This window comes from Novosphingobium album (ex Hu et al. 2023), assembly GCF_022832385.1.
GTDB classification, from domain to species: domain Bacteria; phylum Pseudomonadota; class Alphaproteobacteria; order Sphingomonadales; family Sphingomonadaceae; genus Novosphingobium; species Novosphingobium album.
This window is the reverse complement of record NZ_JALHLE010000016.1, coordinates 94,385-118,495: the sequence shown is the minus strand read 5'-3', so window position 1 is coordinate 118,495 and position 24,111 is coordinate 94,385. Positions and strand designations below refer to the sequence as shown.

Annotated in this window: 20 protein-coding genes; 9 read left to right on the top strand and 11 right to left on the bottom strand. The window is 65.1% G+C overall.

The window, feature by feature from the left end:
• Positions 1–111 precede the first annotated feature (111 nt).
• The 3 genes from MTR64_RS11690 to MTR64_RS11680 form a co-directional block, all read right to left on the bottom strand.
• Complete coding sequence (locus MTR64_RS11690; RefSeq protein ID WP_243994001.1) at positions 112–489, bottom strand: hypothetical protein; 378 nt, start codon at positions 487–489, stop codon at positions 112–114.
• Between the two features lie 15 nt (positions 490–504).
• Positions 505–1,503, bottom strand: coding sequence for a cysteine synthase A (locus MTR64_RS11685; protein WP_243993999.1), 999 nt, complete (start codon positions 1,501–1,503; stop codon positions 505–507).
• A 209-nt stretch (positions 1,504–1,712) separates the two neighbouring features.
• Positions 1,713–2,030 carry a 2Fe-2S iron-sulfur cluster-binding protein gene (locus MTR64_RS11680; RefSeq protein WP_243993997.1) on the bottom strand — a complete coding sequence of 106 codons (318 nt, stop codon included), beginning with the start codon at positions 2,028–2,030 and terminating at the stop codon, positions 1,713–1,715.
• Between the two features lie 106 nt (positions 2,031–2,136).
• On the opposite strand from MTR64_RS11680, the gene MTR64_RS11675 reads away from it, so the two are divergent.
• Positions 2,137–2,754, top strand: coding sequence for a DNA-3-methyladenine glycosylase family protein (locus MTR64_RS11675; RefSeq protein ID WP_243993995.1), 618 nt, complete (start codon positions 2,137–2,139; stop codon positions 2,752–2,754).
• A 27-nt stretch (positions 2,755–2,781) separates the two neighbouring features.
• Here the strand turns inward: MTR64_RS11675 and MTR64_RS11670 are convergent, their stop codons facing one another.
• From MTR64_RS11670 to MTR64_RS11660, 3 genes are all read right to left on the bottom strand, one after another.
• Positions 2,782–3,180, bottom strand: coding sequence for a c-type cytochrome (locus tag MTR64_RS11670; protein WP_243993993.1), 399 nt, complete (start codon positions 3,178–3,180; stop codon positions 2,782–2,784).
• Between the two features lie 88 nt (positions 3,181–3,268).
• The gene (gene katG, locus MTR64_RS11665) at positions 3,269–5,437 is read right to left on the bottom strand and encodes a catalase/peroxidase HPI (protein WP_327194267.1); all 2,169 of its coding nucleotides are present in this window, start codon (positions 5,435–5,437) and stop codon (positions 3,269–3,271) included.
• Positions 5,438–5,711: 274 nt separating this feature from the next.
• The gene (locus MTR64_RS11660; protein WP_243993991.1) at positions 5,712–6,002 is read right to left on the bottom strand and encodes a 4a-hydroxytetrahydrobiopterin dehydratase; all 291 of its coding nucleotides are present in this window, start codon (positions 6,000–6,002) and stop codon (positions 5,712–5,714) included.
• A 47-nt stretch (positions 6,003–6,049) separates the two neighbouring features.
• Between MTR64_RS11660 and ccmA the strand changes: the two genes are divergently transcribed.
• From ccmA to MTR64_RS11635, 5 genes are all read left to right on the top strand, one after another.
• Positions 6,050–6,628, top strand: coding sequence for a heme ABC exporter ATP-binding protein CcmA (gene ccmA, locus MTR64_RS11655; protein WP_243993989.1), 579 nt, complete (start codon positions 6,050–6,052; stop codon positions 6,626–6,628).
• Positions 6,625–7,284: a heme exporter protein CcmB gene (locus tag MTR64_RS11650; RefSeq protein WP_243993986.1), complete on the top strand. Its 660-nt coding sequence runs from the start codon at positions 6,625–6,627 to the stop codon at positions 7,282–7,284. The genes ccmA and MTR64_RS11650 overlap by 4 nt, the downstream gene beginning before the upstream one ends.
• 107 nt (positions 7,285–7,391) lie before the next feature.
• The gene (locus MTR64_RS11645; protein WP_243993984.1) at positions 7,392–8,534 is read left to right on the top strand and encodes a sulfotransferase family protein; all 1,143 of its coding nucleotides are present in this window, start codon (positions 7,392–7,394) and stop codon (positions 8,532–8,534) included.
• Between the two features lie 51 nt (positions 8,535–8,585).
• Positions 8,586–9,209 (top strand): carboxymuconolactone decarboxylase family protein, encoded by a 624-nt coding sequence (locus MTR64_RS11640; RefSeq protein ID WP_243993982.1) that lies wholly within the window; start codon positions 8,586–8,588, stop codon positions 9,207–9,209.
• An 85-nt stretch (positions 9,210–9,294) separates the two neighbouring features.
• Complete coding sequence (locus tag MTR64_RS11635; protein WP_243993980.1) at positions 9,295–9,693, top strand: cupin domain-containing protein; 399 nt, start codon at positions 9,295–9,297, stop codon at positions 9,691–9,693.
• Positions 9,694–9,766: 73 nt separating this feature from the next.
• Here MTR64_RS11635 and MTR64_RS11630 read toward each other — a convergent pair whose 3' ends face one another.
• Positions 9,767–11,683, bottom strand: coding sequence for a putative bifunctional diguanylate cyclase/phosphodiesterase (locus tag MTR64_RS11630; protein ID WP_243993978.1), 1,917 nt, complete (start codon positions 11,681–11,683; stop codon positions 9,767–9,769).
• A gap of 288 nt (positions 11,684–11,971) precedes the next feature.
• Between MTR64_RS11630 and MTR64_RS11625 the strand changes: the two genes are divergently transcribed.
• Positions 11,972–12,418, top strand: coding sequence for a hypothetical protein (locus MTR64_RS11625; protein ID WP_243993976.1), 447 nt, complete (start codon positions 11,972–11,974; stop codon positions 12,416–12,418).
• A gap of 13 nt (positions 12,419–12,431) precedes the next feature.
• Here MTR64_RS11625 and MTR64_RS11620 read toward each other — a convergent pair whose 3' ends face one another.
• The 3 genes from MTR64_RS11620 to MTR64_RS11610 are packed head-to-tail and all read right to left on the bottom strand — an operon-like array spanning position 12,432 to position 19,175.
• Positions 12,432–13,313 carry a transglutaminase family protein gene (locus MTR64_RS11620; protein ID WP_243993974.1) on the bottom strand — a complete coding sequence of 294 codons (882 nt, stop codon included), beginning with the start codon at positions 13,311–13,313 and terminating at the stop codon, positions 12,432–12,434.
• Positions 13,313–15,802, bottom strand: coding sequence for a circularly permuted type 2 ATP-grasp protein (locus MTR64_RS11615; RefSeq protein WP_243993972.1), 2,490 nt, complete (start codon positions 15,800–15,802; stop codon positions 13,313–13,315). Before MTR64_RS11615 ends, MTR64_RS11620 begins: the two co-directional genes overlap by 1 nt.
• A 4-nt stretch (positions 15,803–15,806) precedes the next feature.
• Positions 15,807–19,175: a DUF2126 domain-containing protein gene (locus tag MTR64_RS11610; RefSeq protein ID WP_243993969.1), complete on the bottom strand. Its 3,369-nt coding sequence runs from the start codon at positions 19,173–19,175 to the stop codon at positions 15,807–15,809.
• A gap of 149 nt (positions 19,176–19,324) precedes the next feature.
• On the opposite strand from MTR64_RS11610, the gene MTR64_RS11605 reads away from it, so the two are divergent.
• Together MTR64_RS11605 and MTR64_RS11600 are read left to right on the top strand one after the other, a co-directional pair.
• Positions 19,325–21,493 carry an RNA degradosome polyphosphate kinase gene (locus MTR64_RS11605; RefSeq protein WP_243993967.1) on the top strand — a complete coding sequence of 723 codons (2,169 nt, stop codon included), beginning with the start codon at positions 19,325–19,327 and terminating at the stop codon, positions 21,491–21,493.
• A 54-nt stretch (positions 21,494–21,547) separates the two neighbouring features.
• Positions 21,548–23,041, top strand: coding sequence for a Ppx/GppA family phosphatase (locus MTR64_RS11600; protein WP_243993965.1), 1,494 nt, complete (start codon positions 21,548–21,550; stop codon positions 23,039–23,041).
• An 18-nt stretch (positions 23,042–23,059) separates the two neighbouring features.
• Here MTR64_RS11600 and virB11 read toward each other — a convergent pair whose 3' ends face one another.
• Positions 23,060–24,106, bottom strand: coding sequence for a P-type DNA transfer ATPase VirB11 (gene virB11 / locus MTR64_RS11595; RefSeq protein ID WP_243993962.1), 1,047 nt, complete (start codon positions 24,104–24,106; stop codon positions 23,060–23,062).
• Positions 24,107–24,111 lie beyond the last annotated feature (5 nt).

The following is a 24,111-nucleotide window of genomic DNA, read 5'->3' as shown; positions in this document are numbered from 1 at the left end:
CCGCAAGGCGTTTTGACCGGAACGAACCCCGATTTCCCGAATTTTCCCCGAAGCGCTACCCCCGCTGCGCCATCCCCGGTTTTCCCGAACGGAAAACCGCAGGCTCCGCCATCACGGTTGCGGCAGCGGATTGGCTTCGGCGCTGTCCATGGGGTTGGGACGCGCCGTCGGCGTGGGCGTCGGACTGGGCTCGACCGCAGGGACTACGCCGATGTCCGCGAGCGGGTCAGTCGCCGGCTTCTTCGGCACGGCATCGACTGCAATCACGTCGTGAATCGGATCTTCGGTATCAGTCAGCCGGGCGCGGTCCATGATGATGTTGGCCAGGCCGACCAGCAGCAGCATCGCACAGAGCCCGAACAGGCCAACCTGCAGGCGGTGCACTGCCTGCGCGCGCAGTTCTCGCGCACCAGGCGCAGCATAGTGCCGGGGAGTGGTGATCGGTTCGACCAGGCCCGAGGTAATCTGGGGAGGATGCTGTCCCGCCATCGACAGGATTCTATATCAGCTTGCCAGCCAAGGGAAGACCGGAAGCCCCTTCACCTTGAGCCACTCGGGATTATAGAGCGAGGAAAGATAGCGGAAGCCGGTATCGCACAGGATCGTCGCCACCCGCGCCTTGGGACCAAGCTGCTTGCCGAGCGCCACCGCGCCCGCGACGTTGATGCCCGAGGACAGCCCCAGACACAGCCCCTCTTCGGAGAGCAGGCGGCGCACCCATTCGAGGCCTTCCTCGTCGGAAATGCGGAACTGCGTGTCGATCGGCGCGCCTTCGAGATTGGCGGTGATACGTCCCTGCCCGATGCCTTCGGCGACGGAGGAGCCTTCCGCCTTCAGCTCACCATGGGCGTAGTAGTTGTAGAGCGCCGCACCGTGCGGATCGGTCAATGCGATCGTGATCTTCTCGTCAAACGCCTTGAGGCCCAGACCCGTGCCGGCGATCGTGCCGCCGGTGCCTGCAGCACAAGTAAAGCCGTCGATCCGGCCTTCCATCTGCTCCCACAGTTCGGGCGCGGTGCTTTCGATGTGGGCCTTGCGGTTGGCGATATTGTCGAACTGGTTCGCCCAGATCGCGCCTTCGGTCTCCTCGGCCAGACGGCGCGAGGTGTGGACGAAGTGGCCGGGGTTCGAGAACGGCGCCGCCGGGACCAGCACCAGTTCAGCGCCGAGCGCGCGCAGCGTGTCCATCTTCTCGCGCGACTGCGTCTCGGGCATGACGATGACCGTCTTGTAGCCCAGCGCATTGGCGACCAGCGCAAGGCCGATCCCCGTATTTCCCGCGGTGCCCTCGACAATCGTGCCGCCGGGCCGGAGCAGCCCCTTCGCCTCGGCATCGCGCACGATCCACAGCGCGGCCCGGTCCTTCACCGAGGCGCCGGGGTTGGCGAATTCGCACTTGCCCCAGATCTCGCAGCCTGCAGCCTCGCTCGGCCCCTTGAGCAGGACCAGAGGAGTGTTGCCGATGAGATCGAGCGTCGAACGCTTTGCTTGCGGTGCAGTCATGCCGCGAAAATTAGGAAAGGCAGAGGCGAGGCGCAAACGAATTGCACCTTACCCCTGCCAAGCCAAACTTGCAGGCACGCCATGAACGGCACTGGCCCACGCCTCCATCCGGCCTTCCACGCAAGTGTAGCTGATGGGAGGCCGGGTGGGCGCGCGGGCCGGTGCCGAAACCGGAAATCCACCCTTCAAGTGGATTACCGAAAACAGACTCAGTCTTCCTGAGCGATGGTGATCTTGCAGCCTTCAAGAGCCGCCGTAACCGGCACCTGGCACGACAGGCGCGAGAATTCGTTGCGATGGTCCGAGCTGTCGAGCAGGTCGTTCTCGTCTTCGCTCATCTCCGGGAGCTTATCCATGAAGTCCGGCGCGATGTGGACGTGGCAGGTCGCGCACGAGCAGCAGCCGCCGCACAGCGCCAGCAGTTCGTCGAAGCCTGCGTCACGGATGACTTCCATCAGGGTGCGGCCTTCAGCCGCCTCCAGGCTCGATTCTTCACCCGACTGATTGACGACGATGATCTGCGGCATGCTAACGAATCCCCTTTGATACACTGTGTATCACAAATGCAGTGGTAGGTGCTTTTGCCGCAGGCTGCTAAAGCCTGCAACCCGCTTTTGCAAGGTAGCTGAAAACATGGGTTTGACCGCTGACGCACTCATTTCGGGTCTCGATGCCATCGCCGCGGCCGAACCGGCCATGGCCCGCGCGCTCGAAGTGGCCGGATACCCAGAGCCGCGGATACGCCCCACCGGCTATACGACACTGCTGCGCACGATCGTGGGACAGCAGGTCAGCGTAGCGGCGGCGGCATCGGTCTGGGCAAGGCTTGAGGCGCTTTTAGGCGACGGTCTGCCGCCGGACGCCCTGCTCGCCGCGGACTTCGACGCTCTGCGTGGCTGCGGCCTTTCCCGCCAGAAACAAGGTTACGCTCGTTCGCTATGCGAACTGGTCACGGCTGGTGCGCTGGACCTCGATGCCCTGCCCCAGGATGATGAAGAAGCTATCGCCCACCTGATAAAGATAAAGGGGATCGGGCGCTGGTCGGCGGAAATCTACCTGCTGTTCGCGGAGGGCCGCCCGGACATCTGGCCCGCCGGCGATCTTGCCGTGCAGGCAGGCCTGCACAAGATCCTGGGCCTCGATGCGCGTCCCAGCGAGAAGGAAACCCGCGTGCTGGCCGAGCAATGGCGCCCGCACCGGGGCTCGGCCGCGATCTTCACCTGGCACTGCTACAACAACCCGGCGCTTTAACGACCAAAGGCGGCGTGCCGCACCGGGCTATTTGAGCGTCATCAGGTAATTGACGACGGCCTTGCGCTTCGCCGGATCGGCGATCCCCGCAAAGGGCATCTTCGTGCCGGGCACCGCTTTCTGCGGCGACGTCAGCCACGTGTCGAGCGTCGCTTCATTCCAGGCCAGCCCCGAGTTCCGGAGCGCTTCGCTGTAGGCATAGCCCGGCAGACTGGCAGCCTTGCGTCCCCCCACACCGGCAAGACTCGGACCGACGATCGTCTTGCCCGGTTCGGTAGAGTGGCATGCCGCACAGACGGCAAATGCGGCCGGCCTCGCCGCGGGAGCATCGGGGGTACCGGCCAAGGCCGCCGAAGCACCCGAAAAAATCACGACCATCAACGACAGCAAGGCAAGGCCCGGTATGGCCGCATTGAACTTTTGCATGAACCTGCCTCGCACACTTCGCAAAAACAGGGGCAGACCGCCACAGACATGGCCGCCTGCCCCCGCTTCATTCAGGAACGTCCGATGCTCAGAAGCGGTCGGCGTTCATCACCTTGGCCCAGGCCGCGACGAAATCGTCGGCGAACAGCTGGCCCGCATCGTCGGACGCATAGACTTCCGAAACCGCACGCAGTTCCGAGTTCGACCCGAAGATCAGGTCAACCGGCGTGGCCCTCCACTTGGCAGCGCCGGTCGTCCGGTCCTTGCCGTCGTAGAGGCCCGGCGTGGCCGACTTCGACCAGACGGTGTCCATCGACAGCAGGTTCACGAAGAAGTCGTTCGAGAGCGTTCCCGGACGGCTGGTGAACACGCCATTGGCCGAACCGCCGGCATTGGCGTTGAGGGCACGCATGCCGCCCACCAGCGCGGTCATTTCCGGCACGGTAAGGCCCAGCATGTCCGCCTTGTCGACCAGTGCCGCCGCCGGCGCTTCATAGGAGGCCGACGAGTAGTAGTTGCGGAAACCGTCAGCCTTGGGCTCGAGATAGCCGAACGAGGTCACGTCGGTCTGCGCCTGCGTGGCATCGACACGGCCCGGCGTGAACGGCACGGAGGCCTTGTAGCCGCCCTTTGCTGCAGCCTGCTCGATCGCGGCATTGCCGCCCAGCACGATCAGGTCCGCGAGCGAGACCTGCTTGCCCCCGGCAGCGCTCTTGTTGAAGTCCTTGCGGATAGCTTCAAGCTTGGCGACCACCTTGGTCAGTTCGGCCTTGTCATTGACGGCCCAGTCCATTTGCGGCTGCAGGCGGACGCGGGCGCCATTGGCACCACCGCGCATATCGGTGCCGCGGAAGGTCGAGGCCGAAGCCCAGGCGGTGCGGACCAGTTCGCTGCCGGTCAGGCCCGATGCCAGGATCTTCGACTTGAGCGCCGACGCATCGGCACTGTCGATCATCGCATACGTGGCCTTGGGGAGCGGGTCCTGCCAGGCGTACGTCTCGGTCGGAATGTCCTTGCCGAGATAGCGCCCCTGCGGGCCGAGATCGCGGTGGGTCAGCTTGAACCACGCGCGGGCAAAGGCCTTGGCGAACGCGGTGTTGTCCTTGCGCCAGCCTTCGAGAATGGCCCGGAACTTCGGGTCTTCCTTGAGCGCGATGTCCGTGGTGAACATGATCGGCGCGTGGAACTTGCCTTCAACGTGCGCGTCGGGAACGAGGTTCGCGGCGGCCGGATCGCTCGGGATCCACTGCGTCGCGCCGGCCGGGCTCTTGGTCTTGACCCAGTCGAAGTTCATCAGGTTGTCCACGTACTGCATGGTGAACTGCGTCGGAGCCGCCGACCATGCGCCTTCAAGGCCGCTGGTGATGGTGTCCTCGGCCATGCCCTTGCCGCAGTTGTTCTTCCAACCAAGGCCCTGCTGCTCGAGACCGGCCGCGGCCGGATCGGCTTCCATGCATTCTTCGGGCTTGTGCGCACCGTGCGCCTTGCCGAAGGTGTGGCCGCCCGCGATCAGCGCGGCGGTTTCCTCGTCGTTCATCGCCATGTTGCCGAAGGCGCGGCGGATGTCGGCAGCGGCCGAGATCGGATCGCCGTTGCCATTCGGGCCTTCCGGATTGACGTAGATGAGGCCCATCTGCACGGCGGCCAGCGGGCCCTTGAGGTTGCCCTTGCCGTCGCGGCGCTTGTCGTCCAGCATCTTCATTTCCGGGCCCCAGTAGACAAGGTCCGGCTGCCAGGCGTCAACGCGGCCGCCCGCGAAACCGACGGTGGTGAAGCCCATGTCTTCCAGAGCGACATTCCCGGCGAGGACCATCAGGTCACCCCAGGACAGCTTGCGCCCGTACTTCTGCTTGATCGGCCAGACGAGGCGGCGCGCCTTGTCGAGGCTGACGTTGTCGGGCCAGGAGTTCAGCGGCTCGAAGCGCTGCTCGCCGCCGTCCGAACCGCCACGCCCGTCACCCACGCGATAGGTGCCGGCGCTGTGCCATGCCATGCGGATGAAGAAGGGGCCGTAGTTGCCATAGTCGGCCGGCCACCAGGGCTGCGAGGTGTGGAGCACCTTGCGGATATCGGCTTTCACGGCATCCAGATCGAGCGATGCGAATTCCTTCGCGTAGTCATAGTCCGAGCCGTAGGGATTGGACTGGGCCTCATGCTGGCGCAATGCGGCCAGGTCGAGGCTCTTGGGCCACCAGTCCTTGTTGGACATGCCCGCTGCCATCGGCGCAGCATCCTGTGCCATAGCCGGCGGGGCCATCAGCGCGACGGCTGTGCCAAGCAGCAGCGTCGTCAAAGGCCTCTGGGATTTCCTGAACATCATACCTCTCCTGTTGCGAGGGGCTACCTCCAGCCCGGCGCCGGGATACACCTGCTTCTTGACGAAGGAGAAACAGGAGAGGCTCGTCAGAGTAATCGGGGAATACGATTAGAAATGAAAAGTTACAGAAATTTCATAATCTGTTCGCATGTGCGGCATCGGGGTTCAGGTGGTAATGCGCGCGCTAAGACAGCCCACCCCCAACCCCTCCCGCTCACACGATCCCGTCGATGAACTGCGCCATCGCCACATCGCGCGTGCTCAGCCCGCCCGCGTCATGGGTGGTCAGCCTCACGCGCACCTTGTTGTAGACATTGAACCATTCGGGATGGTGATCGGCCTTGTCGGCATGGAGCGCAACGCGCGTCATGAAGCCGAACGCCTCGTTGAAATCGCCGAATTCCAGCTCGATTTCGAAGGCGAGACCGTCCTCGCTCAGCGTCCAGCCGGGCAGGCCCTTCAGCGCTTCGTCGCGTTCGGCATCGGTCAGGCGGGGGATGGCCATGTCACTCTCCTTGGCAGTGCCTGCGGTTTCCCCTATCGCACCCGTCGATGCAAGGGGCCGCCGTTTCCGTAACCGATCTCGCGTGCCGGCGCGGCGACAGGGTGCTGTTCCGCCGCCTCTCGCTGCGCCTCGCGGCAGGAGAAGCCCTGCAGATCGCGGGGCACAACGGCATCGGCAAGTCCAGCCTGCTGCGCATCGTTGCCGGTCTCGCGCCGGCCTTCGCCGGATCGGTGGAGGTCAACGGCACCATCGGCCTGATCGACGAGCGGCACGCGCTTGATCCGGTCCAGCCGCTCGGCAAGGCTTTGGCATTCTGGCAGCATATCGACGGCGCGGCGGACAACGAACTGGCGCGCCTTGGCCTTTCGGACCTGCTAGACGTGCCGGTGCGGTACCTGTCCACCGGGCAGAAGAAGCGCGCCGCACTCGCCCGGCTGATCGGACAGAAGGCGAGCGTGTGGCTGCTCGACGAGCCGCTCAACGGGCTCGACGTCCATGCGGTGGAATTGACCGAAACACTGGTCGCCGAACATTGCGCGGCGGGCGGCATCGCGCTGGTTGCCTCGCACCAGCCGTTCGCGCTGCCCGGCATGGGCCGTCTTGCGCTGGCGGAGTACGCGGCATGAGCAGGCGCGTCATGGCCCTGCTTCGCCGCGACCTCACGCGCCTGCTGCTGGGCGGGCGCGGCGGCGGCGCGGTGCTGCCGGTGCTGTTCTTCCTCTCGGTGGCGATGCTCTATCCCTTCGCGGTCGGCCCCGACGCGCCGCTGCTGGCACGGACCGGCGGCGGGGTGATCTGGGTTGCCGCCCTGCTCGCCGCGATCCTGCCGCTCGACCGGCTGGTGGAGCCCGACATCGAAATGGGTATGTTCGACCAGTGGGCGCTGCGCGGCATTACCGAGGAACTGGTGATCGCGGTGCGCGTGCTGGCCCACTGGCTGAGCTTCGGCCCGCCGCTGATGCTCGCCGCCCTGCCCGCCGCCGCCCTGCTCGGGCTGGACGGCAACACGCTGAGGATCGTCGAGATCGGGCTGCTGGCAGGCACGCCGGGCCTCGCCGCATTGGGCGTGACCGTAGCGGCACTGACCGCCGGGCTGCGCGGCGGTGCGGCGCTGTCGGGACTGCTGGTAATCCCGATGGCGGTGCCGATCCTGATCTTCGGCGCAGGCAGCCTCGGCATGGGCGGCGAAAGCGGGCTTGCCCTGACGGGCGCGGCCAGCCTTGTCCTGCTGGCCATCGCGCCTTTTGCGGGCGGCGCGGCGGCGCGCGCCGCACGCGGCTGATCCGCAACATCGCCGCGGCGGTTGGCGCGCGGCCTTTTCAACACGCATAGTGCTCCCGCGATCCGGAACAACCGGACAGGAAATCCGGCCCGGGAGAGTAGAAGCCGATGGAAAACTACAGCGACCTGATCGAAACGGCCCGGCGTGATACGGGCCTCGAAAATTTTGGCGGCGACAGCTTCCGCGAAGGGCTGGAGCGACTGGTCACCTCGCTCAATACAGAGGCCCGGCTCAATGCGACGGGCGAGTATGTCCTGCGCGACCGCATCCTGCTCTATCTGCGCCAGCGCCTGATGGTGGAAGACTGGTACCGCCGCCACCCGGAAATCGACGACGGGGAAATCCGCGAACCGCTGTTCGGCGTCAGCTTGCCGCGCACCGGCTCCACGGCGCTTTCGTTCCTGCTCTCCAGCGATCCGGACATCCGCTATCTGCGCGTATGGGAAAGCTCGCAGCCCTGCCCCCCGCCCTCGACCGTGGAGGGGCCGGACCCGCGCCGCGGGGCCTCCAGCGCCGCCGACGAGAGCCTCAAGGACAGCAAGCGCACGCCGACCGGGATCGACGGCGCGATGGAATGCCAGGATCTGATGGCGCTCGATTTCAAGAGCCAGATGTTCCAGGCCTTTGCGCAAGTGCCAAGCTATGCCGGCTGGCTGCTGGAGGCCGACCACACCGAAACCTACCTCTACGAAAAGCGCGTGCTCAAGCTGCTGCAGTGGGGCGAACCGTCGAAGCCCTGGCGGCTCAAGGCCCCCACGCACCTGCTCTATCTCGACGCGCTCGACAACGCGTTCCCCGATGCCCGCTTCGTGATGACGCACCGCGACCCCACCGACGTGATGCTCTCGGTCGCGACCGTCTATGCCGACATCATCGAGAAATTCACCGATCACGTCGATTACCATTACATCGGCGAACTCAACGTGCGCTGCTGGTCCGAAGGGATGCGCCGCGCCATCGCCTTCCGCGAGCGGGGCAACGATGACCGGTTTTACGACATCCATTTCCGCGCGATGCAGCGCGACCCGCTGGGCGAAGTGCGCGGTCTCTACGCATGGCTGGGACAGGAGGTCTCTCCCGCCTTCGCGGACGCCATGAGCGCCTGGTGGGAAAGCAACCAGAGCGCCGGGCGCATGAGCAAGCCCGATCCGTCGAAGTTCGGGCTCGATTTCGATGCCGTCCGCGCGCAGTTCGCCGGTTATCTCAAGCACATGGAAACCTGGGCGCCGTTCAGCGAGACGGCTGCCTGACCCGCATCACCCCCTTACCCGCATCAACCAACGCACTTCTGGAACCCGACAATGGCTGAACCGATCACTGGAAAGCACGAATTCGACGCCGATGCCCGCATGGCACAGATCGTCGGCGACGGCCCCCGCTACGCACCGCTGCGGCTCGACGAAGTCACGCCCGAAGGGCAGGAACAGATCGATGCGATCCGCGCCGCCTTCAATATCCCGGACGACCGTCCTTTCCCCGATGTCAGCCTGATCACCCTGCGCCACCCCGGCATGTTCAAGGGACAGATGACGCTGGGCATCGAACTGGCGGCAAGGGGCACGATCCCGCTGCGGGACCGCGAACTGGCCATCCTGCGCATTTCCCTGCTGGCGCGCGCACCGTTTGAGTGGAGCGAGCACGTCGATATCGGCAAAGCCTTCGGCGTGACCCCGGAAGAGATCGAGCGGGTGATCGAAGGCTCCTCGGCCCCCGGCTGGAGCGAACACGAGGCCGCGCTGCTGCGGGCGATGGAAGAACTTGTGGCCGATTACTGCATGTCCGACGCGACCTGGGACACGCTGGCCAAGACCTACAACGAGATGCAGATGCTCGAACTGCCCATGCTCGCCGGCTCCTACCTGATGACAGCCATGCAGCAGAACACACTGAAAATTAAGCCCAAAGGCGGCTTCGACTACCGCTGAATCGCATCGGCCTGCGCCAGATCAATTGCAGCCCGGCGCAGGCCCGCTATCCTCCCCCCGACACGCACTTGGAAAGGCCGACCGCATGAAGAAGGGATTCGTCGACGACATCGAGAAGCTGACCGAGGAGAACGTCGACTTCCGCCGCGTTCTCTACACCGGACAGAACCTGCAACTGGTGCTGATGTCGATCGAGCCGGGTGACGAGATCGGCGCCGAGGTGCACCTCGACATCGACCAGTTCTTCCGCATCGAAGCTGGCGAAGGCGAAGTCTCGATCGACGGCGTGGTGCACAAGGTGAAGGCAGATGACGGCATCGTCGTGCCGGCCGGCGCGCTGCACAACGTGGTGAGCGTGGGCAAGGAGCCGCTCAAGCTCTACACCATCTATGGCCCGCCTGAGCATGTCGACGGCACGGTGCACAAGACCTGCGCCGAGGCCAGCACCGCGCACGAGCACTTCGACGGCAAGACCACCGAGTAACGGTTCGGGGCCGCGCCGCCAGCCTGTGGATAATGCAGTGCACAACCGAGTTAGAAGCTGTGGATTGCAGCTTCTATCCGGTCTCGCCTGCAGCACGGGTTCGGGTGTAGCGGCGGCGTGGAGCTTCCGTGGGCAGAACTGCCTCTTCCCGAGGGGCGGGAATCCGCCCTCCCGGTAACGGCACACCGTGCGGGTTCGAGGCGCCATGGCGCATGAGCAGGCGCGCCGCCTCGCCGGCAGGAACACCGCGCGAAAACAGGAAGCCCTGTCCCACCTGGCACCCCAGTTCCAGCAGCTTTTCCGCCTGAGCATCCGTCTCGACACCTTCGGCGGTGACGGATGCGCCCAGTTTCCCGGCAATCGCGACCAGTCCGGCGATGATGGTTCCGCTCACATCATCGTCAGGCAGCCGGGCGGTGAAGGCCTGATCGACCTTGATGAAATCGACAGACAGTTCCAGCAAGTGCGTCAATGAAGCGAAGCCCGTGCCGAAATCGTCCAGCGCGATGTACACACCACGCCTTCTCAGGTGCGCCAACGCCTCGCACACCAGCCTGTCGCGTTCACCGATATACACTCTTTCCGTCACCTCGAGGATAAGGCGTTTCATCAGCCTTTCATCGGGGAAAAGCCGGTCCAGCGTTTCCCCCAGCCGGCCCCCGCGCAGGTCCACGGCGGTGACGTTGACGGCGACATAACCGAAATCGATCCCCAGAGCGCTCCAGGCACGCATGTCTTCCGCCACGGCCGACAGCATCCGATGCGTCAGGACCGAGGCTACACGCACGTCGCCGGCGGCTTCGGCAAAGGCCGATGCGGAAATGATCTCGCCATCTGGCGACACCATCCGGGACAGCGCCTCGAAGCCGACAATACGCCGGTCCGCCAGCCGCACGACCGGTTGATACCATGCCTCTATGCGCCCTTCCTTCAAGGCGGCATCAAGGCTCTCGATTGACGAAATACGCGCAATCATGCGCTTGCCTACACCCTTGGCAAACTGCACGTACCCGCCGCGCCCGCTCTCCTTCGCATGATGCAGTGCCAGATCGGCCTTGTAGCGCACGTCTTCCGGCACGGCTTCATCGCCGGCGACGATTGCACCGCCGATACTGGCTTCGGCGACAAGCGAGAACTTCTCGCACTCGACGGGGCGGGAAAGGATTTCGAGCAGGCTGGTGGCCGTCTTCTGCATGTCCTGCAGCCGCACCGGATCCTTGATCAGAACCGCGAATTCGTCTCCGCCGACGCGGAACGCGCTGTCCGGAAACACGAAACGCGACAATCGCGCAGCCAGCTCCTGCAACAACTGATCGCCCGCAGAATGGCTGAAAGTATCGTTGACCGTCTTGAGGTTATCGAGGTCGATCATGAGAACGCCCCACGCGCCCGGCTCTTCGCAGCCGAGATGGGCGATGGCCCGGCTGAAGCTGCCCTGATTTGGCAGATCCGTCAGAGCATCGGTATTGGCGCGCCGCTCGCGGTCGGCCACCCGCAGGTGGCGGGCAAAGGCCAGATGGCACAAGTGCAGGCAGACATCGACGATCGCGCGTTCCTCGCCGGTCGGTGCGCGCGGTACGCGGAAATACAGCGCGAACGTGGCCAGAACGGTATTTTTCTCGTCGACCAGCGGCGACGACCAGCAGGCCCTCAGCCCCAGCGACAGCGCCGCCTCCTGAAAAGCCGGAAAGGGTGACCAGCGCGGATCGCGGGCGATATCGTGCACTTCCACCGGCTGGCCGAGATAGGCTGCCGTTCCGCAAGACCCGACATTGGGTCCGATCGTCAGATTGTCCAGGCTTTGCGAATAGTCCTCCGGCAGGCTCGGCGCGGCCAGCGGATGAAGGGTGCCGCTACGATCCAGGATCAGGACAGAGCAGACAACACCCTGAAATCGCTCTTCTATCTGCAAACAGATGCCGTGCATGACCTCTGCCAGAGGCAGGCCTTTGGCGATCAATTCAAGTATTGTCGCCTTGAACTTCAGCACATCCGGTCCAGTTCAGACTCTCCGCGAAACAACGCACGCTAACCAACGATAGTTAACAGTGCGCTACCAGCCGCTTGGTTCCCGAATTTATTGCAGGTCTACCGCCGTCCTGCCGCCAAAACAGGGCCGGGGCGGGCAAGGCAAGAAGCCGCCCCGGCCAAGGTCAGGAGTGAACCGGACGCCCCATGACAAGCGCCGGGCCCGGGAGGGGCTTGACCGCAAGGCCAAGCCGCGTATCAATAGCTATTGATAATCATTCTCAATTGCAACCCCTTTGGAGATTCGGACATGTACCAGTATGTCGACCGTCCCCTGAGCACCCTCGACGAGGGGGCCCGCTTCCTCGTCTGGTCCATGCGCGCGTGGGTTACGGCCATCGGCCACAAGCGCTGCCCTGCCCGGATGCTGGCACCGGCGTTCGCCAAGTGGCGCATGATCGGCGGTCTTCAGGCCTTCCATCGCACGATGCTGCTGTTCAACCGCGACGCGCTGGAAACCTTCGCGTTCTGCTCGCTGTCCTGCCCGCATGTGTCGGAACACGAGGCGGTCATTCTCGAACTCGTGACCTCGCTGCGCGATCGCGGTCCAGTCGCCACGCGCGAGACGCTGGACCTGCTCATTGCCGAGGAAAGCGTCGGCGACATGCTCGAAACGCTCTCGCGCCTCGGCGCAGTCATGGCAATTGCGGGCATCTTTCCCGGCGAGACGGCACGGACCAGGGACCTGCGCACCTGAGCCCGCTGCAGGATCAGTCCAGCGGCGCGACGTCTACCGAGAAGAACATCGTCTGCCGCGACGATCCCCGGAAAGTGCCATCCAGCGGCGCGACATCCGAATAGTCACGCCCCATGCCGATGAAGATGTGATCGGTATCGGCAAGCACGGCATTGGTCGGGTCGAATCCAACCCAGCCCAGTTCGTCGCCGCACCACAGGTTGACCCATGCGTGCATGGCATCGGCTCCGACCAGACGTTCCTGCCCTGGCGGCGGCAGCGTGCGCAGATAACCGCTGACGTAAGCCGCCGGAATGCCATGCGCCCGCGCCGCGATGATCATCACGTGGCTGAAGTCCTGACACACGCCATGGCGGTTGCGAAAGGCCTGGATCGGCGGCGTGTCGGTCTGTGTCGCGCCGGAATCGAAGGCGAATTCCTCGTGAATCGCGTGCATCAGCGCGCGCCCCGCCTCCATCACCGGCATGTCGTCATCGAGGAAAGAGCCTGCCCACATCGCGATCTCGTGTTCGGGCACGGCGATCGGCGACGCGAAGATGTAGGATGCCGGCGCCAGGTCGGAGAGATCGGGCATCGCCATCGCCCGTTCGCGCAAGTCGGCCAGATGCGGACCGTCAGCCTCCTCAATGAAGAACGGCAGCGCTTCACGCTCGACCGTGAACCGGCTTTCGATCTGCAACTGGGTGATAGGCTCGTGCAGTCCGAAATGCGCCTCGTTCACATAGTACCCGCCATCCGCCTCGTGCACTTGCGCGGGCTGCGGATCGATCGTGAGCTTGTAGTCACTCACGGTCTGCCCGGGCCATCGCGCCGGGCGCAGGCGTACATTGAACTTCGCGAGCCGCACGGGCGCCGCGTATTCAAGCCGGGTCATATGGGTGACAGCGTAGCGCATCACAGCAGCCGCGTTCTCTTTTCCGCTTCCTCGCGATCGAACTTGAGGAAGTAGCGCTCCGAAATCTCGTCGGACAGGTGCTGAAGCTGCTTTTCGATCGTCTCGAGCCTTTCGGGCGTCATCTCCGGCGCCAGCACGGCTTCCAGTTCACCCGCCAGCGCGCGCGCGGCACGCAGGGGCGGCTCGGGAATGTTGTCGTCGCGCAGACTAGGCAAGGCGCTCAGATGCTCGACGATCTGGGCGACCTGATACTTGAGCGCGCGCGGATTATCCGGATCGAGCAGGACAAGATCGCGCACCGGATTGGTCATCGGGCCGGTCAGGTACCGGCTGCGGTAGATGATCTGGCTGTCGCACAGGTCAAGCAGCATCCCCAGCGACTGGGCCGAACTTTCCTCAGCGCTCAATTTCGACGCCATGCGGCAGATCGCCTGCCCCCGCTCGATCCGGTGCCCGATCTGCAGGAATCGCCAGGCGGCCGAGCGCACCATGTCTTCCGAGACGAGTCCCGCCAGCGCGCTGAAATGCTCGGTCAGCCAGCGTGCGCTGGCCAGCATGCTTTGCGGCCGGCTGGCATCGACTGACGGCATCGGCCGGCTGACGATCCGCCAGAAATCCCGGGCGAACCGCTCGCGCAGCGCCAGCCCGGTCTGCATCCGTCGCCGCATGAGCGCCGCCACGCCGCCAGGAAGGCGCGTTTCGGTAAGTGCCCGGGCGCACACGGCCGCCGGAAGGTTCCCGGCCGTAGCCGGAGCGATCGCGTTGAACTCGAGAAGCAGGTCGACGAGGCCGCGGACGCGCACGCCCTCGCCGTCGATGCCGATATCGCCTTCCATCGTGCTGCCCAGCAGGGTCCGCACGATCCGCACGACCGTCTCCGCACGTTCATTGTAGCGGCCGAACCAGAACAGGTTGTCCGCCGCCTGACTGGCCAGAATGCCGCCCCCGCGCGAAATCGCAGGTTCCTCGACCGCACGCGCAGCCGTGGCCGGCCCGGCCGGTCTCTGATCCACCACCCAGACATCGGCGGAAAGATCCCCCGCCCCCATCAGCGAGGTCGGCAAGGCATTGCTGGAAGAGAGACGCGCAAGCCCGCCGGGCATGACCGACCATTGCCCGTCCGCCGTGCGCGCGACGAAGGCCCGCACCGTGAAAGGGCGCGGCACGATGGCGCCATCGATGACCGCCGGGGTCGTCGAAAGGTGGACAATTTCCTGTCCGCAGTAATCCATCGGCCTGCGCTGCATGGCCTCCAGCAATTTCTGACGCTCGTCCGGCTCCAGACTGGCCCCTGCGACCGGCTGACGCGTCTGCAGCCCCTCCACCGGGAGCCCGAAGGCAGGCAGCAGCGCCAGCTCGTCCAAGCGTCCGGACACCGTCGCGCTTTCGGCCACCTGCCCGCACCACCAGGTGGCGATATTCGGGAGCATGGGCTCCTCTCCCAGCAGGACCTTGCAAAGCCGCGGCATGAAAGCGGCAAAGGCGGGTGTCTCCAGAACCTCGGCCCCAGGCCAGTTGACCATCCCGACCCCACCCGCTGCCCAGGCCTCGAACAGGTTGGCGACGCCCAGCTGGGACTTGGAATCAAACGACAGCGGATCGAGCGAGGTGGTGTTGATCCAGCGCCAGACCGCATCGACCCGTTTCGGCCCGGCGATGGTGCCGACATAGAGGCGGTTGTCCATCACCGAGAGATCCCGCCCCTCCACGAGCGGAAAACCCAGATAGCGAGCGAGATGCGCCTGTTCGGCATAGGACTGGTTGAAACGCCCCGGCGTCAGCAGGGCGATGCGGGGCTGGTCGCGGCCGCAGGCAGCCGCCATGCCGTCGCGCATCAACGCGAAGAACTCGCTGACGCGGCGGACGCGATTGTCGGCCAGAACGCTGCCCGACGCGCGCAGCATCGTGAGGCGGTTTTCGAGCGCGTGACCGACGCCCGCGGCAATCCGCACGCGATCCTGCAGCACCCGCCACTGCCCGCGCGGTCCCCGGGCCAGATCGGCCGAATAGACGTGCAGAAAGTTGCCCTGTGGCGGAATATTGCCCAGCATCTTGCGCGCGAAGAACGGGCTGCCCGCCACCACCGCTGCCGGAAGATGGCCTTCCTTCACCAGCCGCTGCTCACCGTAAACGTCTGCAGCGAGTTGTTCGAACATTGTGGCCCGCTGGATCAGGCCCCGCTCTACCGTGGCCCATTCGTCGGCACTGATGACGAGCGGCATGGCCGTGATCGGCCAGCCGCGCTCGTCCTCATCGCCGGTGACGCGGAATGCCAGCCCGAGATCCTGTGCATGACGGCTCGCGGCATCCTGCAGGGCGGCGAGATCGCCGTCGGAACTCGCCGCCAGTCCTTCGGCGACCGATTTCCAGCGCACCGCCGCAGCCCCGGAGGCGTCCCCGTAGAGATCACCCCCGGCAATCTCTACGGGATAGCCTTCAAGCCACCCCGCCGGGCGCTCCACGGTACTGACGGACGGCTTTTTCGCCATACCCTCACACTAGGCCAATCGGGCGGCGCAAGTCGAGCGTGTACGGGAACTCGCCGGACATCTCCACCGGCGGCACCGGCAGCGGACCGGGTGAGTGTCCGTTGTCGAAGAATCGCGCCTTGCGCCGGGCCTCTGCCTCATAGTCGTTGACCGGCACCGTATCGTAACTGCGCCCGCCCGGGTGCGCGACCTGGTAGACGCAGCCACCCAGCGAGCGGCCATTCCACAGATCATAGATGTCGAATGTGAGCGGCGGGTTGGACGCCAGCATGGGGTGCAGGCACTCGGCCGGCGCCCACGCCTTGTAGCGCACGCCGCCAACGCCTTCTCCAGGAGCAACCGTGGTCAGCGGCACGCGGCGGCCGTTGCAGGTAATGACGTGGCGGCCCTGGACAAGCCCCGATGCCCTCACCTGCAGGCGCTCCGTCGAACTGTCCACATAGCGCACGGTACCGCCGATCGCGCCGGTCTCGCCCAGCACATTCCACGGTTCCAGCGCGTGGCTGATTTCCAATGAAACGCCGCCGCCTTCGACTTCACCGTGGACGGGAAACCGGAACATGCGCTGCGCCTCGAACCATTTGGGATCGAAGTCGTAGCCTGCCCGGCCCAAGTCGGCGAGCACGTCGAGAAAATCGGCCCAGACGAAGTGGCCGAGCATGAACTTGTCATGCAATTGCGTGCCCCAGCGCACCAGCGGCCCGTCCTGCGGCTCCTTCCAGAACCACGCGGCCAGCGCGCGCAGGAGCAACTGCTGGGCAAGGCTCATCTTGCCATCCGGCGGCATCTCGAAACCGCGGAACTCGACAAGGCCCAGCCGCCCGGTCGGCCCATCGGGGCTGAACAGCTTGTCGATGCAGATCTCTGTCCGGTGGGTGTTCCCGGTGACATCGACGAGCAGGTTGCGGAACAGCCGGTCCACCACCCAGGGCGCAGGTTGCTGCAGGTGCGGCCCGGGTACCTGCGAAAGGGCCACTTCAAGCTCGTAGAGCGCATCGTGGCGGGCCTCGTCGATGCGCGGCGCCTGGCTGGTCGGGCCGATGAACAGCCCGGAGAACAGGTAACTGAGCGACGGATGCCGCTGCCAGTAGATGACGAAGCTCTTGAGCAGGTCCGGACGGCGGATGAACGGGCTGTCGAGCAGGCTCGGCCCGCCCAGCACGATGTGATTGCCCCCGCCAGTGCCGATCGAGCGCCCGTCGACCATGAACTTGTCGGCGGTCAGGCCCACCTCGCGCGCGCAATCGTAAAGCGTTTCGGTGATCTCCACCGTCTCTCGCCAGGAGGTGGAGGGGTGGATGTTCACTTCGATCACACCGGGATCGGGCGTGACCTTGAGCACGGTAAGGCGCGGATCGGGCGGTGGCGGATAGCCCTCGATGCGGACCGGCAGCTTGAGCTCCTCCGCCACGACTTCGACGGCCGCGACCAGTTCGAGGTAGTCCTCCAGCCATTCGGTCGGCGGAATGAACACCGCCAGATAGTCGCCGCGCGGCTCGACCGTCATGGCCGTGCGCACAGCGCCTTCGATGATGTCCTGTTCGACCGCGGGCTGCGGAAACATGTGCGGTTCGGGCACATGTTCGAAACGCTGGCCGGAGCGCCGTTCGCGCGACTGGGTTCCGCGCTCGATCACCTGACTGCGAAAATCGGCGAGCGGCTCGCGCTCTTCAGCCGTATCGCGCGGATGGATGTACGGGAAATTTGCCGGTCCCACATAGGGCAGGGAGCCGAGCGGCAGGCGATAGCCGACCGCGGAATCGCCGGGAACCACAGTCAACACGCCCTTGCGCACGCGCCAGAGTTCGCTGCGCCAGCGCGGCGCGCGCTCGTCCCGGGCGTTCCAGCGCTGCACCGGCAACACGAAACCGACCGGTTTTTCGATCCCGCGGCGATAAGTACGCTTGAAACGGCGGGCCATTTCCTCGTCCTCGATGCTGGGATCGAGCGGCGTGACATTCACCGGCAGCTCATCCTCCCGCAACATCCACACGCCCCTGTCCTCATAGACGGGCTGGACGAACTCGGGGCTGACATCCAGTCCCTCGGCCACGGCCTGCAGCAGTCGGGCCGCATTCTTGACGTCGACGCTCGGCACCGGATCGGGATCACCGCCCTTTTCCAGCGGTTTCTCGCCGGCCAGCAGGCTGTCATCCTGCCAGATTGGCAGCCCATCCTTGCGCCAGTAGATCGAATAGCCCCAGCGCGGCAGCGTCTCGCCCGGATACCACTTGCCCTGACCGTGATGCAGCAGCGAGCCGGGGGCAAACTTCTGACGCAGCAGGCGGATCAGCTGGTCGGCATAGGCCGCCTTGGTCGGGCCGACAGCCTCGGCATTCCATTCGGGCGCCTCAAAGTCGCTGGCGGCAATGAAAGTCGGCTCGCCGCCCATCGTCAGATTGACGGCATTTGCTGTCAGGTCCGCATCGACCTGGTCGCCCAGTGCCAGCAGGTTGTCCCAGCGCTCGTCGGTGAACGGCTTGGTGATGCGCACCGCCTCGGCAATGCGCGAGACGTCCATCTCGAAGTGGAAATCGACTTCGGCCGGTTCGGCCATGCCCTCGATCGGCGTGGCCGAGCGGTAATGCGGCGTGGCGCAGAGCGGGATGTGCCCCTCACCCGCGAACATGCCCGACGTGGCATCGAGCGCGATCCAGCCCGCGCCCGGCACGTAGGCCTCGGCCCAGGCGTGAAGGTCCGTCACATCCTCGAGCACGCCCTGCGGGCCTTCCTTGGGAATGACGTCGGCCACCAGCTGGATCGAATAGCCGGAGACGAACCGTGCTGCGAAACCGAGGCGGCGCAGCAGCTGCACCAGCAGCCAGGCGGAGTCGCGGCACGAACCGATCCCCGCCGTCAGCGTCTCTTCCGGGGTCATCACGCCCTGCTCCATGCGGATCACATAGTTGATGCGCTGCTGGAGCCTGGAATTGATATCGACGAGGAAATCGACCGTACGCCCTTCATAATCGGCATGCTGGGCCACCAGCTCCTCGAACAGCGGCCCCTGCCCTTCCAGCTCGAAATAGGCTGCAAGGTCTGCCTTCATCGCCTCCGAGTAGGTGAAGGGATATTCCTCCGCGTCCGGCTCCACGAAGAAGTCGAACGGGTTGATCACCGCCATCTCGGCCAGCAGGTCCACCTCGATCGAGAAGTGGTCGATCGGATCGGGGAACACCACCCGCGCCAGCCAGTTGCCGTGCGGATCCTGCTGCCAGTTCAGGAAATGCTCGGGCGGGCTGATCTTCAACGAGTAGTTCGGCACTGCCGTCCGGCTGTGCGGTGCCGGGCGGAGCCGGATCACCTGGGGGCCGAGCTTGATCCGCTTCGAGTAGCGGTAGCGGGTGAGATGGTGCAGGGCTGCCTTGATCATCAGGGGCGAGTGTGCGCCAAACGATGCTGCGCTGCAACGATGTTCATTTCCCGACTTGATCAATTTCGATAGATTCAGGCAAGTTTGTCCTCACTGCCCCGCAATTGTCATGCTTGCGTGCAAGGGCCTTCCCTGTGAAAACGAGAAACATGCTGGATATTCGCGAAGAATCGGACGCCACGGAAACCTGCGAAACATCGCAGCTCGCCACTCTGCCCGAACGCTATTTCAATCGCGAACTGAGCTGGCTGGCCTTCAACGAGCGCGTTCTGGCCGAAGCGACCAATCCGAACTACCCGCTTCTGGAACGCCTGCGCTTCCTCTCCATCTCGGGCAGCAACATCGACGAGTTCCTGATGGTACGCGTCGCCGGCCTCGCCGGGCAAGTGCGCAGCCAGGTCGAGGAAATCTCGATCGACGGCATGACGCCCTCTCAGGCGCTGTCGGCCACGCATGAAAAGGTGCTTGCGCTCGACGAGATACAACAGAAGGTCTGGTCCGGCCTCAAGGACGAACTGGCCGATGCCGGAATTGCGGTAATCGGCGAGGAAAAGCTCGATGCCGCGCGCGAACGCTGGCTGCGCGAATACTTCGAAGAACACATCATGGCGGTGATCACGCCGCAGGCGATCGACCCCGCGCACCCGTTCCCCTTCGTCGCCAACCAGGGCATCGGCGTGCTGTTCTCGCTGACTCGCACGGCGGACGACGCGCCGGTGATGGAAATGGTGCTGATCCCGTCCTCGCTGCCGCGCTTCATCCGCCTCCCCGGCGAGCAGGCGGCGTGGATCTCGATCGAGGACCTGATCTGCCGCAATGCCGGCCAGATCTTCCCCGGCTTCAAGCTCAACGGCCACGGCGTCTTCCGCATCCTGCGCGACAGCGACATCGAGATCGAGGAAGATGCCGAGGATCTGGTGCGCTACTACCGCACCGCGATCCAGCGCCGCCGCCGCGGCCTCGTGATCGTGCTGCAGTTGCAGGGCAAGTTCGACCCGGCGGCCGAGGAACTGCTGCGCACCCAGCTCGGGCTCGACAAGGCCCTGATTCTCAAGACCGATGGCCTGATCGGCTTTACCGGCCTCTCCTCTCTGTGCGACGAGGACAGGCCCGAACTGAAGTTCGAACCGTATTCGCCCCGCTATCCCGAACGCATTCTGGAACATGACGGTGATATCTTCGCGGCCATTCGCGAAAAGGACATCGTGATCCAGCACCCCTACGAGAGCTTCGAGGTGGTGATCGATTTCCTGCGCCAGGCCGCGCGCGATCCGGACGTGATCGCCATCAAGCAGACGCTCTACCGCGCAGGCAAGCAATCGGCGATCATCTCCGCCCTCATCAAGGCGGCGGAAGCGGGCAAGTCGGTGACCGCCGTGGTCGAGCTCAAGGCCCGTTTCGACGAGGAGCAGAACCTGCTCTGGGCCAGCCAGCTCGAACGCGCGGGCGTGCAGGTAATCTATGGCTTCGTCGACTGGAAGACCCACGCCAAGGTCTCGATGGTGGTCCGCCGCGAAGGCGATGGAAACCGGACCTACTGCCACTTCGGCACCGGCAACTACCACCCGATCACGGCGCGCGTTTACACCGACCTTTCCTATTTCACGGCAGATCCTGCGGCGGGGCGTGACGCAGTGCGGCTGTTCAACTTCATCACCGGCTATGTCGAGCCCAAGCGCACCGAAGTGCTGGCGATCTCGCCGATCGGCCTGCGCGCGAAGCTGGACGAGTGCATCGACGCCGAAATCGCCAGTGCCAGGGACGGCAAGCCCACGGCGATCTGGGCCAAGATGAATTCGCTGACCGATCCGCAGCTGATCGACAAGCTCTACGAAGCCAGCCAGGCCGGAGTGGAAATCATCCTCGTCGTGCGCGGCATCTGCTGCCTGCGGCCGGGCATCGCCGGCCTGTCCGAGAACATCTCGGTCAAATCGGTCATTGGCCGCTTCCTCGAACATTGCCGGATCTGGGTCTTCGCCAACGGCGGCCACCTGCCCAACCGTCGCGCCAAGGTTTTCCTGACTTCGGCCGACGGCATGAGCCGCAACCTCGATCGGCGGGTCGAGGTCCTGGTGCCGATGCGTAACAAGACCGTCCATGATCAGGTGCTCGATCAGGTCATGATGGCAAACCTGCTCGACACCGAACAGAGCTGGATTCTGGGCCCTGACGGCAGCTACGAGCGCGTCGGAAAGGTGGAAAATCCTTTCAACCTCCACCGCTATTTCATGACTAATCCGTCGCTTTCGGGCCGAGGCGCGGCAATTGCCAGTGGACGAAAAGTGCCAAAGCTCTCGCTAAGACGCGGCAACATCTGACATAGGGCGCCTTGGGCCGCCCGAATTGCCGGGCTATACGATTCGTCTGACTGCATGATCGGCATCAGCCACTCGACCGAGAAACGCGCCATCATCGACATCGGGTCGAACACGGTGCGCCTCGTGGTCTACAACGGGCCGCCCCGCGCGCCGGTGGTGATCCTGAACGAGAAGGTCAATGCGCGCCTCGGGCGCGATCTCGGCAAGACCGGGGCGATCTCCGAAAAGTCCATGCGCACCGCGCTTTCCGCGCTCGCCCGCTTTGCAGGGGTGCTGCAGCTGCTCAAGGTCCACAATGTCGAATGCGTGGCGACGGCGGCCGCGCGCGATGCCAGCAACGGCCCGGAATTCCTCGAAGCCGTGCGCGGCTTCGGTCTCTCCCCCCGCCTGCTCTCTGGCGAGGAGGAGGCCCGCACCAGCGCCACCGGCGTGATCTCAGCCTTCCCGCATGCGCGCGGCGTGGCGGCGGATCTGGGCGGCGGCAGCCTCGAACTGGTCGAAATCGGCGGCCCCGAAGGCGGAGAAGTGCTTGATGGCGGCATCACCCTGCCCTTCGGCACCCTGCGCCTGCCCGACATGCGCACCGCCGGAGCCCAGAAATTCGCGACCACCGTGCGCTTGGGCCTCAAGGAACAGGCCTGGGACAAGGGGCGCGGTCAGCCGCTCTACATTGTCGGCGGGTCCTGGCGCGCCGTCGCGCTGCAGGCGATGCGCGTGCTCGACTGGCCGGTTGACGATCCGCACGGATTCGAGCTGCCCGGCAGCGAAGCCCTGCGGATCGCCCGGATCTTCGCCAAGGGCAAGATCGACAATCCGGACCCGCGTATTTCCAACGCGCGCCTCGCCACCCTGCCCGATGCCGCCGCTCTGATGGCGCAGCTGATCTCGAACCTGCACCCTTCGCATCTCGTGTTTTCCTCATGGGGCCTGCGCGAGGGGCTGCTGCACAGCCAGCTTCCCGAAAAGATCCGGCAGGAAAGTCCGATGCTGGCCAGTGTCGCCGGCTTTGCCATGGGTGCCAGGGTCTCGTCCGACGATGCCATGCGCGTCGTTCGCTGGACCACGCCCGTCTGCCTCGACGAGTCGCAGGACGGCGAAGTGCGGCAAGCCGCGACGCTGCTGGCACTAGCCACCATGCGCACCGAGCCCAACCTGCGCACCGAAGAGGCACTGACCTGGGCACTGCGCAAGCGCTGGATCGGGCTGGACATGCATGGCCGGGCGATGATGGCCATGACGGTCTTCGCCAATTCGGGCCTGACCCAGGTTCCGCCCGAGTTCAACCGGCTTGCCAGCAAGGCCGACCTCGACCGCGCGATTGGCTGGGGCCTTGCGGTGCGGCTGTGCCGCCGCCTCACGGCCACTGCCGAGTCCGGGATCGCTGCCACTGCGCTTGCGATCCGCGAGGGCAATCTGGTGCTCTCGCTGGACGCGCTGGCCGAACCGCTATTCGGTTCGGGCAATGCCAAGGACCTCAAGGCCCTTGCGGACTGGCTGAAACTGGAAGCCGTGGTCGAAACGCCCGAAGGTGCACTAGCCGCCGTCTGACGACCGGCGCGAGGCGCTTCAACCAACCAGAGTTTTGCTCTCCGCGATCTGGCTGATACCGCGCTTGCCGTCCTGACGGTCGAGCTGCACGACGATATCGATCACCGAAGCGGCATATTCCAGCGTCTCGGCACGAGTGAGGCCAATGCCGGTCTGCATCGACATCAGCGCGATCTGCTCCAGCGCGCCGCGCGGGGTGTTGGCGTGGACGGTCGAGAACGAGCCGGGGTGGCCGGTGTTGATCGCGCGCAGGAAGCTCACGGTCTCGGTACCGCGCAGCTCGCCCAGCACGATGCGGTCGGGCCTCAGGCGTAGCGCAGCCTGCAGCAGGTCGTTGGCGGAAACCTTGGCCTCGCCCAGTTCGCCCTTCACCGCGATCAGGCCCACGCCGTTGGCGCCGGGCAAGTGCAGTTCGGCCGTGTCCTCCACCAGCACGACGCGTTCGTGCGAGGGGATTTCCGACAGCATCGCGTTGAGGAAGGTGGTCTTGCCCGTCGAGGTGCCACCCGAGATCAGGATCGTGCGGCGGCGGCGGATGGCATCGCGCAGGAACGCGATCGGCTCGGCCATCGCATCGGGCGCAGGTTCTTCGCGTGGGGGCGTGATCGGGCCGCGGTCATAGGCGTCGAGCGGCAGTTCGAGCAGACGGTGGCGGCGGATCGCCATGGCCCAGTTGGCGCGCGTGGCGGGCGGGCCGACGAGCTGGATACGGGCGCCACTCTGGCCACCATAGGCCGGGAGCGTCGCCGAGAGCAGCGGATGCTCGCGGTTGATGCCCTGATGGCTGATGCGCGCGACCTGCTCGGCAAGGCGCTGCAGCAGGCGATTGTCCATCTCCGGCAGCATGACGCGCTGCATACCCGGATGCGCGGCATCCTCGATCCACACTTCGCCCGGCCGGTTGACGAGGATTTCGGTCACCGTCTCGCGGTCGAGCCAGGGGCGCAGCGGCGCCAGATAGGCATCGAGATAGACGCTGCGCGGCGACTGCGCTTCCGGGCCTGATTCAGACACGGGCATGGCCCCCGAAGCACGCTCCGGCTGCAAGATGAGAACGTCCGCCATGATAC

What these genes read in the sequence shown, in the direction of transcription:
- MTR64_RS11625 (WP_243993976.1), top strand. Translation starts at nt 11,972, where the DNA reads ATGTACCAGTATGTCGACCGTCCCCTGAGCACCCTCGACGAGGGGGCC.
- katG (WP_327194267.1), bottom strand. Translation starts at nt 5,437, where the DNA reads ATGGCCCCGCCGGCTATGGCACAGGATGCTGCGCCGATGGCAGCGGGC.
- MTR64_RS11650 (WP_243993986.1), top strand. Translation starts at nt 6,625, where the DNA reads ATGAGCAGGCGCGTCATGGCCCTGCTTCGCCGCGACCTCACGCGCCTG.
- MTR64_RS11610 (WP_243993969.1), bottom strand. Translation starts at nt 19,175, where the DNA reads ATGATCAAGGCAGCCCTGCACCATCTCACCCGCTACCGCTACTCGAAG.
- MTR64_RS11615 (WP_243993972.1), bottom strand. Translation starts at nt 15,802, where the DNA reads ATGGCGAAAAAGCCGTCCGTCAGTACCGTGGAGCGCCCGGCGGGGTGG.
- MTR64_RS11675 (WP_243993995.1), top strand. Translation starts at nt 2,137, where the DNA reads ATGGGTTTGACCGCTGACGCACTCATTTCGGGTCTCGATGCCATCGCC.
- ccmA (WP_243993989.1), top strand. Translation starts at nt 6,050, where the DNA reads ATGCAAGGGGCCGCCGTTTCCGTAACCGATCTCGCGTGCCGGCGCGGC.
- MTR64_RS11685 (WP_243993999.1), bottom strand. Translation starts at nt 1,503, where the DNA reads ATGACTGCACCGCAAGCAAAGCGTTCGACGCTCGATCTCATCGGCAAC.
- MTR64_RS11605 (WP_243993967.1), top strand. Translation starts at nt 19,325, where the DNA reads ATGCTGGATATTCGCGAAGAATCGGACGCCACGGAAACCTGCGAAACA.
- MTR64_RS11660 (WP_243993991.1), bottom strand. Translation starts at nt 6,002, where the DNA reads ATGGCCATCCCCCGCCTGACCGATGCCGAACGCGACGAAGCGCTGAAG.
- MTR64_RS11635 (WP_243993980.1), top strand. Translation starts at nt 9,295, where the DNA reads ATGAAGAAGGGATTCGTCGACGACATCGAGAAGCTGACCGAGGAGAAC.
- virB11 (WP_243993962.1), bottom strand. Translation starts at nt 24,106, where the DNA reads ATGGCGGACGTTCTCATCTTGCAGCCGGAGCGTGCTTCGGGGGCCATG.
- MTR64_RS11680 (WP_243993997.1), bottom strand. Translation starts at nt 2,030, where the DNA reads ATGCCGCAGATCATCGTCGTCAATCAGTCGGGTGAAGAATCGAGCCTG.
- MTR64_RS11645 (WP_243993984.1), top strand. Translation starts at nt 7,392, where the DNA reads ATGGAAAACTACAGCGACCTGATCGAAACGGCCCGGCGTGATACGGGC.
- MTR64_RS11620 (WP_243993974.1), bottom strand. Translation starts at nt 13,313, where the DNA reads ATGCGCTACGCTGTCACCCATATGACCCGGCTTGAATACGCGGCGCCC.
- MTR64_RS11600 (WP_243993965.1), top strand. Translation starts at nt 21,548, where the DNA reads ATGATCGGCATCAGCCACTCGACCGAGAAACGCGCCATCATCGACATC.
- MTR64_RS11690 (WP_243994001.1), bottom strand. Translation starts at nt 489, where the DNA reads ATGGCGGGACAGCATCCTCCCCAGATTACCTCGGGCCTGGTCGAACCG.
- MTR64_RS11670 (WP_243993993.1), bottom strand. Translation starts at nt 3,180, where the DNA reads ATGCAAAAGTTCAATGCGGCCATACCGGGCCTTGCCTTGCTGTCGTTG.
- MTR64_RS11640 (WP_243993982.1), top strand. Translation starts at nt 8,586, where the DNA reads ATGGCTGAACCGATCACTGGAAAGCACGAATTCGACGCCGATGCCCGC.